The organism is Arthrobacter sp. QXT-31 (genome assembly GCF_001969265.1).
Taxonomy (GTDB): Bacteria; Actinomycetota; Actinomycetes; order Actinomycetales; family Micrococcaceae; genus Arthrobacter.
Genome location: NZ_CP019304.1, coordinates 977,948 through 990,991, shown reverse-complemented (window position 1 = coordinate 990,991; position 13,044 = coordinate 977,948). Strand labels below are relative to the sequence as shown.

Genomic DNA, 13,044 nt, shown 5'->3' with positions numbered 1-13,044 from the left:
GGTACACAAGCCCGCCTGCCCCGGACAGGGAGACAGGTCTGTCTTGCTTGGATTGCCTGGCGGCGGCCGGGTTCTGCCGCCCGAGTCCGCCCCTGCCTCCCACGAATTCGCGGGAGGCCTGCGGGCCCGCCGGAAATTTCCAGCGTCCTGGGTGCGTTCCGGCGTGCCCGGCGAGGTTTGCGCAGGCTCAGCCTCACCGTCCCGCACTTCTTCCGCTCTGGACCGGATTTCGGGGCGGTGGGATCCTGAAACCCAAAGCGTCGACCGGGGGAGAAAGGCTGTAGCCGACCATGGACGAATCCGCGGATACCCGCCAACGGCTGTCCAACCGCATCGACCAGAAGCAGCAGGCCATCCGCGTGTATCTGGGACGTGAGCGGCCGCGCCGGAACAGGCTCTCCAACATCAGCATCGTGGGCAGTGCCCTGGCCGCGATGCTCACGGCAGGTCCGGCCGTTGGCGGGACCGGATTCACTCAGGCCATCCAGGGCATCTTCCGGCTGGAGGAGGAGTCCGTGGTGTGGCGGTTCCTTTGCCTGGCTGCCGTAATTTACTCCGTCGCCGCGGCGCTGGCCACGAACTTCGCGAACTCCCGTGCCTTGGGCGAGAAGGTCAGCGCCGCCGAGAGCGCGAATGCCCAGCTGGAAGGCCTCCAGCTGTCCCTAAGCTTCGGCAGCCTCGCAGTGGAGGACGCCCTCAAGCTTTACCAGCAGGCCGTGGCCCAGGTGGCGTTCGTGGACGAGGCACCGGCGCGCTGAACTGCCTGTCTCAACGGACGACGGCGGGTGGCTGGCAGGAATGCCAGCCACCCGTTCGTATGTGGTGACCGTTATGTCAATAATGCGCAAATATCGGTCACCTTCCCAGGGCCTTCAAAAGCGCTTACTTGGCGTCCCTTGTCGTCCAGCACGAAGGTTACGGTGCCTTGGGTGAAGAACAGGCCTTCAGTGGGACCTTCCGGAACGATCAGGACATTGTTTCCCGTTGACGTCACGACCAGAAGGTCGGGATCGCTCGCATCGATGTGGGTTGCCCCCGTAATCACAAAGCTGACGCTTTCTCCCGTTTTGACGTTCGTGAGGGTAACCCGCTGGTTGGGTGCAGTAATGATTGCGGCTCCCCCCGGAAGTTCGTTGAAACCGGAGCCGCCAGTGACGGTGATCTTGACTCGGAAGCCGCAGTCATTGTTGAAGAAGGTTGTGTCGGCTGGTTCCGGCGGCGCGGCGGCAACGGGCCCTCCACCTACAACAAGACCAAGCAAAACGGCAGCAAAAACTAAGATCTTTTTCATCATGAATTCCATCCCGATGGGGTGCGAAAGCGCGCATGCCGAAGGGGACGCAATACGCGCAGGAATTGACAGGCGGTAAAGTCAGCCCGGAATATCGAATGTAGGCGGTTCTCCATGGAGAATCCGCAAATGAGTTGCCGCAAGGAAAAGCGCCACGCGCTTAATTCCCACCCATTTACCCTTGCCCGAAAGTAAGGGTCAGCTCTCGGCATATCTTCCTTGATTAATGCCCAGGTGCAGGATGTTAGTCCGAGCTTCGAGCGGTTGGGAAGACAATTTCAATATTTGTCAATTAATCCGGCCATTTTGTCATGGGACCCCCGCTGCAAAGATCAGTGCTGGCACGGAAGTCACGGATGGGTGCCAGGTTTCACCATTGATTCACCGGATCAATCGGAGACACCGAGGATCCGGGGCCCGTTCCCCAGGGCGCAAAACCTCATCCATCGCATCTTCATTCCTAGGAGCACATTCGTGTCTACTTCCCCTTCATCGAAGAAGTCCCATCCCATCCGCCGCAAGCTCGCCCTCTTGTCTGCTCTCGGCGTGGCAATGGCGGCTGCACCGTTTGTCCTTGCGGCTCCGGCCCAGGCCGCGACCACCAGTTATGCCTGCTCTGTCACCCCCCTGAAGCCCGTCTTCGCCGGGTTCAATTCCTCGGGCGTCAAACTCGTGGACTACAAGATCCAAGTCCGTTGCTACAGCGACCGCTACGTGAACATCACGCAGGAACGCTGGGAGGACGACGACTGGCCCAACGGTGACGACTACCTGGGCACCTCCAACTTCAGCCGCCATCTGAACTACTGGAGCGGACCCGTGACCATCTCGAACGTCCGCACCCTGGTGAACGGCGAGATCGGGAACGAAGAGGTCTACCAGAAGGTCCGGTGGCAGGAAGGCACCAACGGCGTGTGGTCGCCGTACACCGGCTGGAAGACCAGCGCCAGCTTGTCGATCTCCAACTAACGTCGACTAGTTGCAAGCATCGACAAACTAAACACTCAAGGCCCGGCTCCCACCGGGCCTTGAGTGTTTCTGCCCGGGGGTACTCCGTCACCGCCGCGCTCCACCCGGTTCACCCCGCCGTCGCCGGCTCTTAATCCGGCCCGTCAACGATGGCCCCATGACTGCTCTCTCCCGCCGCAACGTCCTCAAAGGTGCCATCGCCGCTGCCGGTGCTGCCGCCGTCGCACCCTCACTGGTTGTCCCCGCCCACGCGGCCCGCCCGTCCGCCGTCCCGCTGGTCCGCAACCGCCTGACCCTGCCGTCCGGCATCTCCACCGGAGACGTCACCACCAACTCGGGCGTCCTGTGGTCGCGCGCGTCAGGTGCCGGCCGGCTGGTGGCCAACTTGCTGGCCGTCGACGAGGGCGGGTCCCCGCTCCGTGGCAGCCGCGCGTTCAGCCGGGTGCTGCGCGGCACCGCAGCCAGCGACGCCACAGACTTCACGTCCAAGATCCACGCCCGCGACCTGCCTCCGGGCACCCGCTTCGCGCTCACCATGCACTTCGAAGATCGGGAGGGCAACGCCGGGGAGGCCGGCAGCGGCTCCTTCAGCACCGCGCCCGGCTCGAAGGCCAGCAGTGTCTGGTCCCGCAGCAACGGCGAAAAGAAAGGCCAGAGCTTCGTCTGGACCGGCGACACCGCGGGCCAGGGCTGGGGCATCAACGAGGACATCGGCGGCATGCGCGGGTACGCGGCCATGCTCGCCACCAAGCCGGACTTCTTCATCCACGCCGGCGACACCATCTACGCCGACGGCCCCATTGCCGCCCAGGTCACCGAGCGCGACGGCCAGATCTGGCGCAACCTCGTCACCGAGGAAGTCTCCAAGGTTGCCGAAACCCTCGAGGAGTACCGCGGCCGGCACCGCTACAACCTGATGGACAGGAACATCCGCGCCCTCTACGCCGAGGTCCCGGTCATCGCGCAGTGGGACGACCACGAAACCACCAACAACTGGTACCCCGGCGAAATCCTCACCGACGCCCGCTACACCGAGCGCCGCGTCGACGTCCTTGCCGCCCGCGGCCGCCAGGCCTGGCAGGAATACCAGCCCATCGCCCAGCTCAGCGACGGCAGCACCGGCTTCGAGCCGGCCCGCATCTACCGCAAGATCACCCGCGGGCCGCAGCTGGACGTCTTCTGCCTGGACATGCGCACCTACAAGGAGCCCAACACCGACGGCAAGGAAATGAAGCTCACCCACATCCTGGGCCAGGAACAGGCCGACTGGCTCATCCGCGAGGTCAGCAAGTCCAAGGCCACGTGGAAGGTGATCTCCGCAGACCTCCCGCTCGGCATCATCGTCCCCGACGGGCCCGCCGCCCAGGAGTCCCTCGCCAACCGCGACGCCGGTGCCCCCTTGGGCAAGGAACTCGAGATCGCGCGGGTGCTGTCCGCGTTCAAGCGCAACCGGGTTAAAAACGTCGTCTGGCTCACCGCTGACGTGCACTACTGCGCCGCCCACCACTACTCGCCCGAGCGTGCCGCGTTCCAGGACTTCGACCCCTTCTGGGAGTTCGTGGGCGGCCCCATCAACGCGGGCAGCTTCGGACCAAACCAGATGGACGGCACCTTCGGCCCCGAGGTGGTCTTCTCCCGGGCGGGGGCCTACGCCGGCGAGTCACCGCGCAGCGGCGAAAGCCAGTACTTCGGCCACGTGGACCTCGGCGGGGACGACGTCTTTTCCGTCACCCTCCGCAACGCCAACGGCACGGTGATCTTCCGCAAGGACCTGAACCCGGAGCGCTGAGCCGGCCGGTCCAAGCCGGGGCGCTGGCTCAATCGACTGTAACCTCCGGCTGCTGTGCGGTGCCCGGAGCCTGGTACTTGATCTGTGCGGCCTGCCGCATGGCATCCATCGCCTCCTCGACGGTCAGGAGCACTGTTGTCTCGAACGAGGCAAGCGCCCCGCCCCCGGTGATCGCCACCGCGACTGCGGCCATGGACACGTTGTCCGGTGCCTCCCAGAGGTTGTAGCCGTCGTGCGAGCCGAAGGAGTACCAGAATCCGTGGAGCTTTCCGCCGACTGATTCGATGTAGGTTTTCGCGGCCTTCCTCCGGTCCTCCGGGCTGCTCGTCAGCCGTGCCCAGGTTTCCGGGGTGTAGCTGAACTTGGAAAGATAAAGGGGCATCGTCTGGTCCTTTCGTTCGCTCCCGGAAGCGGGATTTACCCAGAATGGCAGGGTGCTTTCCGGCGGGCAACGGCGGATTTTTCTTCCGAGGGGCCTTCGGTTTTTAGGTGGTAGCCAGGTGGCCTGACCAGTGGGACGATTCCACTATGAGCGAGTTTTTTCCGGATCACGGGCCGCACCAGCACGCGCATGCGGCACCCACCACCCAGCAGATGCGTACTATCGGCCAGCGTCGGCGCGACGCGGAAGAGAAGCTGGAACAGCACCTCCAGGAAGCCCGGCACAAGGATCCTGCGCACCACAGTGCGCCCGTCACACAGTCCGTTCCGCTGATCGAAGTCCCCGAGGTTGCCGGCCAGGACGACGGCGGGATGGGGACCACCGGGGGCATAGATCCGAACCCGGGGCGGTAATCACCACCCGTTCCTGAACCAGCGACGGCGGGTGGCCGGCTAAGCGTTGCCGGCCACCCGCCGTCGGGCTTTCCCGGACAGGCGACGAACAGTCAACAGCCGTTGCACTGGAGGAATGGCGCACGTCACATTGCCCTCCGGGGCCGTAATCCTGCATACCTTCTGCAAGAATAGCGAGGTCATGTGCGGGAGGTCACAAACAACGGCGTTTGCGGCCTCCCGCGCCATGCCCTGGGGAGGCAAGGATGTCAGGAATCAGTTTTACGGCCATCGACTTCGAAACGGCCAACAGCCACCGCGGCTCGGCGTGCGCCGTCGGCCTGGTGAAGGTCCGGGACGGGCACATCGTGGACACGGCGTCGTGGCTCATCAAGCCGCCGCCCGGCATCGACGACTTTGACCCCATCAACGTGGAGCTCCACGGCATCGCTGAACAGGACGTCCAGAACGCCGCCGACTGGGAAATGTCCCTCGAAGGCATCCTGCAGTTCGTCTGCGAGGACCCGCTTGTGGCGTTCGATGCCCCCTATGACGCCTCGGTCATGCGCAAAGCCACCGAGCACCAGCACCTGGACCTGCCGGCCAAGGACTTCTACTGCGCGCTGCGCCTCGCCCAGGACCACCTGACCCTGCCGCGGCACCGCCTCAGCGACGTGCTCACCGCGCTGGACCTTCCGCGGGTTGAGCGGCATGAGCCGCGGGCGCACGCGCTGGCCTGCGCCCAGATTGTGCTCGCGATCGCCGCCGAGGGCGGCTTCACCGCTCTGGACGACGTCTGGGAAGAGCCGACGACGACGGTCGGCAAGCGCCGCCGCGGCCGGCGTGTCCGGACGGACGCTGACCCGGAGACTGAGCCTGATGCCAACTTCACCGTGGTGCTGCCCGACGCCGGTCCGCACCTGATTGCCGACCGTGCCGGTACCGCCGACGGCGGTTGGGAGGAGGGGCGTACCGTCGACCTGCTGCAGCCGGGCCGGACTGAGGCTGAGCGCCCCGGCCGCACCGCTAAGCGCGCATTCAGCACCGCCGCGGGACTGCTGCTGTTCGCGCTGGGTGTGGCGGCCGCCGTCGGACTCGCCTACCTGACCGGATACACCATCCGCTTCTTCGCCGCCGGCCAGACCCTAACAGCTGCACTGTCACTCGCCGCAGCCGCGGCCGCCATGTGGGCGATCTGGGCCAGCATCACGCGCGGCTGGCACCGGCTCCTGCCCGGCAACTGATCGGCGTTCAGCGCTCCTTGGGGATGAGGATCCACAACGCGATGTAGACCAGCTCCCCGACACCGAACAGGCCGAACAGCACAAAGCCGAAGCGGACCAGCGCCTTGGAAATACCAAAGCGCGCTGCCAGCGCCGCGCAGACGCCAGCGATTACCTTGCCGCTCCTGGGGCGGACCATACCAGCTTCCATGCCGCCACAGTAGCAGCCGGCCCGCTGTACGTCAGCGGCCCAGTTCGCCCGATTTCTCGGGACAGTTGACCCCGACGACGGGAGGCCGGCGACGCTGGCGCCCTCCCGCCGTCGAGCTTTCAAGAGTTATCCCTTGCATCTAATTAGCTGGCCGTTCAAACCGCCGTGACTGTCACCGTCTTCGTTGCGAGAACCTTCGACGTAAGCCAGTGCACGAACTGGATGCTGATGGTGTACTTTCCCGGGGCCGGAGGATGCAGCAGGAAGTCGAACTTTTCTGCGGCACCCGACTTGATGATGTCGGTCATGAGCGGCTGCCCGGCCGTATACGGCTGTACCGCCGGACCGGTGGGATTGGGCGTGGTCCAGAAGGGGCGGCCATCATGTGCAATCAACTCTGCAATCTTGGCCGGCCTGCCCGCTGCGTCCGTGATCCGGGTCAGGGTGGGGAAGTAGTCCACGTTGACCATGCGGACGAGCGTCGGATACTTGCCGTACCCAGCCACGTTGGCCCGCATCTGCGAGACGGTCCACACCCTGTCGTCACCCCTGGGCCGGCTCGGGATGTTGCCGCCAAGGAGGAAGAAGTGCCTCGGCTCGAACCGGTTCAGTCCCGCGTCCTCGCCGTTGAGCCCCTCCGCGTGGTTCATGTCATGCCATCTCGGATCGATCGAGTACGGCGCGATCATGGTCTCCGTGGCGACGTCATAGAGCGGACCTTCGAACGAATGGCGGCGTGTACCTGCCGGAGCGGGCATGGCCGGATTGGGTGGGGGATCCACAACGATGGCGCCGAACATGCCGTACTGCACGTGAAGGGGAGTGTTGACGTGGCAGTGGTAGAAGTAGGTTCCGGCCGAGCCCCGGTTGGGGTTGCCGCGTTCGGCGACGTCCGGCCTCCACTGGTACGTGTAGTGGCCGGAAACTTCGAAGGAAGTGTGGCCTACGCCGTCGTTGCGGGGGTCGGGTTCGATGCCGTGCCAGTGAATCGTATGGACTTTCTTGCTGGGTTTGACAGTGGCGTGGAACAGCTGGCCCTCGCGCAACCGCACTGTAGTGCCAGGGAGTTGGCGGCCGAAGCCGTTGCCCTCGAAGCTCCACACCTCATGCTCGGAGCCGTCAGGGAAGTCCATTTTCCTGTTGAAGAAGTCAAGCTCCAGCGAGACATCGGGTTTCAGCAGGAATTTGGTTTCCGGGCTGCCCTCATGGGGCTGGTCCGAGGAGAAATCCACCTGGCTGCGGAACGTGTGGTGGGAGTCCTCTGCTGTCGGGACTCCCTCGTCAGGGACGGGCTCGTGGGCCAGCACCCAGTCGGCCACCAGACCGCCGGGGTAAAGGCCGCCGCGCGCGGTCTGGGAGGGTTCGGCGTGGCAGTGCATCGGGTAAGTCCAGTCCTCGGTCCTGGCATTCCAGACCTGGTCGATCACCTCCGGCGGCCGCCGGACCGGCAGTATCGCTTCCTTGCGCTCCCCGGGCTGCAGCTGAACGGTGTCCTCCCACTGCTGGAGAATGACGTCTCCCTGTGGCGAAACCCGGCCCTGGGAACGGGGGAAGTCGATGCCGTTGGCACGCACGGTCCAGACATGGTTGCCGTGGTAGTGCAGCTGGTGGTCCACGATGCCGGCGTTGAGCATCCGCATGAGGTGTCCGGTCCGCACGGCGCCCGGCGAGGGGGAGGCGCTGAAGTTGCGAACGTCCGTTTCGCGCGGGTGGCCCGACGGCAGGGTGTCCTCTTTGCGCCGGTTGTTGAACTCCGCGTCGCTGGTGACTGCCAGCGACTGAAACCCCGCGAACCCGTTGATGGTGAAGTAGTCCGGCACGGCCGGTGTGGCCAGCGGGTTGACTGTCTGTCCCCGCGAGGAGATGCGGGCCCAGTTGGAATCCACGTCATGGCAGAGCCAGAGCCACTGGCGTTCGAACTCTGCCGCGCCGGGCGCCAGCCGCCACGCGTTGCGCGGATCGATCACGACCAGCGCGCCGTACAGGCCAAGGGTCCGTTCCACCGGCTGGTTGCCCGGATCCGTAAACAAGTAGGTACCCGGCCTAGGCGACGGAAACCGCAGGAGCTTGGATTTTCCCGGCGCTACCTGACCGGAACCGATGTCCGCCCCGCCCGGCCCGGCACGATGGAAGCGGATCTCATGCGGCTGCCCGAGGTTGTTGTGCAACATCACCTCGATGGTGCTGCCTGTCTCAGCGATGAGCGTCCGCGGCGGAAAGAAGCTGGCCCAGTAGCCACGCCGCGCCAGGAACTGCCGGGCCTGTGCCGGGTCCGGACGCAGCGGCGTGGGCCTTCCATGCGGCGGAAGCGGTGCACCCAGCGGGTACGTCCTGCTGGCCACCACCCGTCCGTTTGCGGTGATGACCCTCGGACTCAGCGCCAGCGACGGGTTCGGATCGTTGACCGCGGTGCGCCGCTCCCCAAAGCCCCGGTGGTAAACGAGCGAGCCGTCCACCATCGGGACGTAGCCGTCGTTGACGTGGATATCCAATACTGCCATTGCCGGCCTCCTGTGTCGTGGAGACCGGAACTAGATGCAGAACACAGGTCCATGGTCGCCCCCAATTGCGCTTACAGACAGCACTCATCGTGGTCGGGGCAGCCTAGGAAAATCTTGCGGCGGGATTAATGTCCTGACATAACGTGGTGCCCCATGCCAGGGGGCATCTCCGCGTGGCGGTGGCCCGCGGGCGGCGGGAAGGGGCTCCTAGCTGACGAGGCCGGTATCCATGGGAATCGTCGACGCTGCGGAACCCAGGGGGGTGTCGGGCTGTCCAGCCGCTGCTTCCAGCCGCAGTTCAAGGTCCGTCATGACCATCCCTGCCAGATCCCGCAGGTTGGCGTGGTCCTCGGCAGTCAGGGTGCGCGGTTCGAAGTCCAGGATGCACAGTGTTCCGAGGTTGTGGCCACTGCGGGTCTTGAGGGGAACACCGGCGTAGAACTTCAGGCCGAACTCCCCAGCGACCAGGGGATTGAGCAGGGTCCGCGGGTCCTCGGGCGCGTTCTCCACCACCCAGAGATCGTCCTGCAGGATCGCTGACGCGCACAAGCCCGGGTCCCGGCTGATCTGCTTCACCTCCAGCCCGTAGTGAGACTTGAACCAGATCCGGTCGTGGTCGACGATGGACACGATCGCCACCGGCACGGAGAAAAGCCTGGCGGCCAGCGCGGTGACCCTGTCGAACGCCCCGTCCGGGGGAGTGTCGAGGATTCCGTAGCTGCGCACCGCCTCCATCCGGGCTTCCTCGTCAGCGGGAATGACGGAGGCGTCCACCTTGTGCTTTCCGCGCGTGCTTAGGGACAGTTCATACAGGGCCTGGCTGACCTCCGTGGTCGACGGCCTGTCCTCCGGATTCCGGGCTGTCATGGCGGAAAGGAGCAGGCGCCACTCAGGCTCGATGTCGTCCGGGATATGGGGGTCGTTCATGAGGCGTGCGAGGGCGCTCTGCAGGGGGTCCCCGGGAAAGGCCTGCTGCCCGGTCAGGCACTCGAGCAGCACCAGGCCCAGGGAGTAGACGTCGCTGGGCGGCCCCACGGGCTCGGCCTTCGCCTGCTCCGGGCTCAGGTAGCCTGCGGTGCCAAGGAAGCCTTCGCCCTGCAGGTCGGGTTCGTCAGCCATCAGTGCGATGCCAAAGTCCGTCAGCTTGGCGTGCATCCGGGCGGTGTCGTGCTGGTAGTCGAACACCAGGATGTTGCCGGGCTTGACGTCCCGGTGAACAACACCGCTTTCGTGAATGTACGCCAGGGCATCTGCCACGTCATAGCCGATCTCGGCCGTGTGGCGGGGGGAAAGCGGCCCCTCCGTGAGGCGGCGCTTGAGATCCGGGCCTTCCACGAGCTCCATCACCAGGTAGATGCGGGGGCGCCCCGGCCCCTGCCGGTCCACCCCGGCGTCGAGCAGTGTGATCAGGCTGTGGTGGTTCAGGGCAGCCAGAACTTTGACCTCGGCGTCGTCGTCACGCGCCGTTTCCCGGGTCGTGTCCCTTCGGTTGATGACCTTGATGGCGACTTCCCGTTCAAGGGACTCGTCCACGGCCCGGTAAACGTTGGCCATGGCACCGGAACCTATCTGCTCCACCATGCGGTACCTGCCGCCTAGGATTGCGCCTTCTGCGCTGCCGGATTCTACGGCCATTGGGTACCTGTACTTCCCGCCGAGCCCGCGGGCTGGCGATATAAGTGCGATGAATCGCTGTTTGGGCAATGCGCCCCAAATGCATGTCTGAGTACGCAGAAAGAGCCGACTTGCGCCGGCTCTTTCACTTGCTTGGCCTAGATAAGGCTGGGGGCACTCGCCAGGATGTAGTCCGCTGCAGCCGGCCCCGTCATGGCCATTTCGCAGTTCTCAGGATCAATGCCGCGTTCCCTGAGCGCCACAAACAGCGCGCCAGCGGCATCCGGCTGTGCTTTATGGATCAGGCACCAGCTGGTGTAGAGGCCATAGAGCTCGTCAGGCCCGAGAACGGTGTCAGTCTCCCGCTCCGTGGTGAGCGCCTCGGCGACAAATAGGTCGAACTGGGTGGCATCCATTTTTTGGCTCCTCAATAGGACATGCACATTGATCCGCCGTTTCTGCTTCAGCGATAAACGGATCTCTGCCCATAGGGCCAGCGATCTACCTGAAATTTATGCGAGACAGACTGTTCTGTCTAGTTGAGCCGGTAACGCGCAGAGTAATGGCCGGGATGGCAGCTACCCGCTAGTACGGTCCGTGCCGTGCGGACTGCCTGTCCGGGCACCAGAATGACCCCGGGCACAACGAAATCCTATCCCTATATGTGCTCGGAGGCTGCTGCCCGGCGCCGATTTGCACGGGCCCCCGGGGCCGTGTAGAGTCTTTCGAGTCGCCGCCGCTGAAGCGGAAAAATAGCGGCCAACCCCTTTTCAAACAGCCTGGAAATGGTGCGCTAATACAGTGCGCCCGCGGACGGGCCGGGGACCCTCCTGCCAAGCGGAAATCGCAGAAACGCCGATTTGCAAAGCTTCGCCGGGACGGGTAAGTTTGAAAAGTTGCTCCGGAGCGATCCTGAACGTTGGTTTGGGTGGTGCCGGGTGTGTCTGTTGTTTGAGAACTCAATAGTGTGCCAAGTTTATTGATACCGATTTTTTATTGATTGGTTGAATTGCCGGGCCGCCCACCCCCGTGGTGTGGTCTGGTGTTTTGGCTGGTTTCAAATTTTGTGCAGCCGGGTGTGGTGTTATTTCCATTGTGCCTGGTTGTGTCTGTTTTACTTCAACGGAGAGTTTGATCCTGGCTCAGGATGAACGCTGGCGGCGTGCTTAACACATGCAAGTCGAACGATGATCCGGTGCTTGCACCGGGGATTAGTGGCGAACGGGTGAGTAACACGTGAGTAACCTGCCCTTGACTCTGGGATAAGCCTGGGAAACTGGGTCTAATACCGGATATGACTCCTCATCGCATGGTGGGGGGTGGAAAGCTTTTGCGGTTTTGGATGGACTCGCGGCCTATCAGCTTGTTGGTGAGGTAATGGCTTACCAAGGCGACGACGGGTAGCCGGCCTGAGAGGGTGACCGGCCACACTGGGACTGAGACACGGCCCAGACTCCTACGGGAGGCAGCAGTGGGGAATATTGCACAATGGGCGCAAGCCTGATGCAGCGACGCCGCGTGAGGGATGACGGCCTTCGGGTTGTAAACCTCTTTCAGTAGGGAAGAAGCGAAAGTGACGGTACCTGCAGAAGAAGCGCCGGCTAACTACGTGCCAGCAGCCGCGGTAATACGTAGGGCGCAAGCGTTATCCGGAATTATTGGGCGTAAAGAGCTCGTAGGCGGTTTGTCGCGTCTGCCGTGAAAGTCCGGGGCTCAACTCCGGATCTGCGGTGGGTACGGGCAGACTAGAGTGATGTAGGGGAGACTGGAATTCCTGGTGTAGCGGTGAAATGCGCAGATATCAGGAGGAACACCGATGGCGAAGGCAGGTCTCTGGGCATTAACTGACGCTGAGGAGCGAAAGCATGGGGAGCGAACAGGATTAGATACCCTGGTAGTCCATGCCGTAAACGTTGGGCACTAGGTGTGGGGGACATTCCACGTTTTCCGCGCCGTAGCTAACGCATTAAGTGCCCCGCCTGGGGAGTACGGCCGCAAGGCTAAAACTCAAAGGAATTGACGGGGGCCCGCACAAGCGGCGGAGCATGCGGATTAATTCGATGCAACGCGAAGAACCTTACCAAGGCTTGACATGGACCGGATCGCCGCAGAAATGTGGTTTCTCCTTTTGGGGCCGGTTCACAGGTGGTGCATGGTTGTCGTCAGCTCGTGTCGTGAGATGTTGGGTTAAGTCCCGCAACGAGCGCAACCCTCGTTCCATGTTGCCAGCACGTGATGGTGGGGACTCATGGGAGACTGCCGGGGTCAACTCGGAGGAAGGTGGGGACGACGTCAAATCATCATGCCCCTTATGTCTTGGGCTTCACGCATGCTACAATGGCCGGTACAAAGGGTTGCGATACTGTGAGGTGGAGCTAATCCCAAAAAGCCGGTCTCAGTTCGGATTGGGGTCTGCAACTCGACCCCATGAAGTCGGAGTCGCTAGTAATCGCAGATCAGCAACGCTGCGGTGAATACGTTCCCGGGCCTTGTACACACCGCCCGTCAAGTCACGAAAGTTGGTAACACCCGAAGCCGGTGGCCTAACCCCTTGTGGGAGGGAGCCGTCGAAGGTGGGACTGGCGATTGGGACTAAGTCGTAACAAGGTAGCCGTACCGGAAGGTGCGGCTGGATCACCTCCTTTCTAAGGAGCACCTACAGCATGGTGGCC

General features: G+C 63.5%; 11 protein-coding genes and 1 rRNA gene. 6 read left to right on the top strand and 6 right to left on the bottom strand.

Going from position 1 to position 13,044, the window contains the following annotated elements; genetic code table 11:
• Positions 1-290 precede the first annotated feature (290 nt).
• On the top strand, positions 291-758 hold the full coding sequence (locus BWQ92_RS04505) for a hypothetical protein (protein ID WP_076798479.1): 468 nt from the start codon (positions 291-293) through the stop codon (positions 756-758).
• A gap of 71 nt (positions 759-829) precedes the next feature.
• Here the strand turns inward: BWQ92_RS04505 and BWQ92_RS04500 are convergent, their stop codons facing one another.
• On the bottom strand, positions 830-1,294 hold the full coding sequence (locus tag BWQ92_RS04500) for a hypothetical protein (RefSeq protein ID WP_157365098.1): 465 nt from the start codon (positions 1,292-1,294) through the stop codon (positions 830-832).
• 471 nt (positions 1,295-1,765) lie between these two features.
• On the opposite strand from BWQ92_RS04500, the gene BWQ92_RS04495 reads away from it, so the two are divergent.
• A complete protein-coding gene (locus BWQ92_RS04495; protein WP_076798477.1) occupies positions 1,766-2,260 on the top strand; it encodes a hypothetical protein in 495 nt (164 codons plus the stop codon).
• 157 nt (positions 2,261-2,417) lie between these two features.
• Positions 2,418-4,049, top strand: coding sequence for an alkaline phosphatase D family protein (locus tag BWQ92_RS04490; RefSeq protein ID WP_076798476.1), 1,632 nt, complete (start codon positions 2,418-2,420; stop codon positions 4,047-4,049).
• A gap of 28 nt (positions 4,050-4,077) precedes the next feature.
• Here the strand turns inward: BWQ92_RS04490 and BWQ92_RS04485 are convergent, their stop codons facing one another.
• Complete coding sequence (locus BWQ92_RS04485; RefSeq protein ID WP_076798475.1) at positions 4,078-4,431, bottom strand: GYD domain-containing protein; 354 nt, start codon at positions 4,429-4,431, stop codon at positions 4,078-4,080.
• 146 nt (positions 4,432-4,577) lie between these two features.
• Here BWQ92_RS04485 and BWQ92_RS04480 point away from each other — a divergent pair, with 146 nt between their 5' ends.
• Positions 4,578-4,844, top strand: a complete 267-nt coding sequence (locus BWQ92_RS04480; protein WP_157365097.1) for a hypothetical protein — start codon at positions 4,578-4,580, stop codon at positions 4,842-4,844.
• Between the two features lie 245 nt (positions 4,845-5,089).
• Entirely contained in the window at positions 5,090-6,067 is a 978-nt protein-coding gene (locus BWQ92_RS04475; RefSeq protein ID WP_076798473.1) for an exonuclease domain-containing protein, read from the top strand.
• 7 nt (positions 6,068-6,074) lie between these two features.
• On the opposite strand, the gene BWQ92_RS04470 is transcribed toward BWQ92_RS04475, so the two are convergent.
• The 4 genes from BWQ92_RS04470 to BWQ92_RS04455 form a co-directional block, all read right to left on the bottom strand.
• Positions 6,075-6,257, bottom strand: coding sequence for a PspC domain-containing protein (locus tag BWQ92_RS04470; RefSeq protein ID WP_076798472.1), 183 nt, complete (start codon positions 6,255-6,257; stop codon positions 6,075-6,077).
• A gap of 155 nt (positions 6,258-6,412) precedes the next feature.
• The gene (locus BWQ92_RS04465) at positions 6,413-8,758 is read right to left on the bottom strand and encodes a multicopper oxidase domain-containing protein (RefSeq protein WP_076798471.1); all 2,346 of its coding nucleotides are present in this window, start codon (positions 8,756-8,758) and stop codon (positions 6,413-6,415) included.
• Between the two features lie 207 nt (positions 8,759-8,965).
• Positions 8,966-10,393 (bottom strand): GAF domain-containing serine/threonine-protein kinase, encoded by a 1,428-nt coding sequence (locus tag BWQ92_RS04460; RefSeq protein ID WP_076798470.1) that lies wholly within the window; start codon positions 10,391-10,393, stop codon positions 8,966-8,968.
• Positions 10,394-10,530: 137 nt separating this feature from the next.
• On the bottom strand, positions 10,531-10,788 hold the full coding sequence (locus BWQ92_RS04455) for a hypothetical protein (RefSeq protein WP_076798469.1): 258 nt from the start codon (positions 10,786-10,788) through the stop codon (positions 10,531-10,533).
• A 703-nt stretch (positions 10,789-11,491) separates the two neighbouring features.
• Between BWQ92_RS04455 and BWQ92_RS04450 the strand changes: the two genes are divergently transcribed.
• Positions 11,492-13,017, top strand: a 16S ribosomal RNA gene (locus tag BWQ92_RS04450).
• Positions 13,018-13,044 lie beyond the last annotated feature (27 nt).

Coding starts and splice junctions, on each gene's coding strand:
- BWQ92_RS04505 (WP_076798479.1), top strand. CDS start 291: ATGGACGAATCCGCGGATACCCGCCAACGGCTGTCCAACCGCATCGAC.
- BWQ92_RS04500 (WP_157365098.1), bottom strand. CDS start 1,294: ATGATGAAAAAGATCTTAGTTTTTGCTGCCGTTTTGCTTGGTCTTGTT.
- BWQ92_RS04490 (WP_076798476.1), top strand. CDS start 2,418: ATGACTGCTCTCTCCCGCCGCAACGTCCTCAAAGGTGCCATCGCCGCT.
- BWQ92_RS04485 (WP_076798475.1), bottom strand. CDS start 4,431: ATGCCCCTTTATCTTTCCAAGTTCAGCTACACCCCGGAAACCTGGGCA.
- BWQ92_RS04480 (WP_157365097.1), top strand. CDS start 4,578: ATGAGCGAGTTTTTTCCGGATCACGGGCCGCACCAGCACGCGCATGCG.
- BWQ92_RS04475 (WP_076798473.1), top strand. CDS start 5,090: ATGTCAGGAATCAGTTTTACGGCCATCGACTTCGAAACGGCCAACAGC.
- BWQ92_RS04470 (WP_076798472.1), bottom strand. CDS start 6,257: ATGGAAGCTGGTATGGTCCGCCCCAGGAGCGGCAAGGTAATCGCTGGC.
- BWQ92_RS04465 (WP_076798471.1), bottom strand. CDS start 8,758: ATGGCAGTATTGGATATCCACGTCAACGACGGCTACGTCCCGATGGTG.
- BWQ92_RS04460 (WP_076798470.1), bottom strand. CDS start 10,393: ATGGCCGTAGAATCCGGCAGCGCAGAAGGCGCAATCCTAGGCGGCAGG.
- BWQ92_RS04455 (WP_076798469.1), bottom strand. CDS start 10,788: ATGGATGCCACCCAGTTCGACCTATTTGTCGCCGAGGCGCTCACCACG.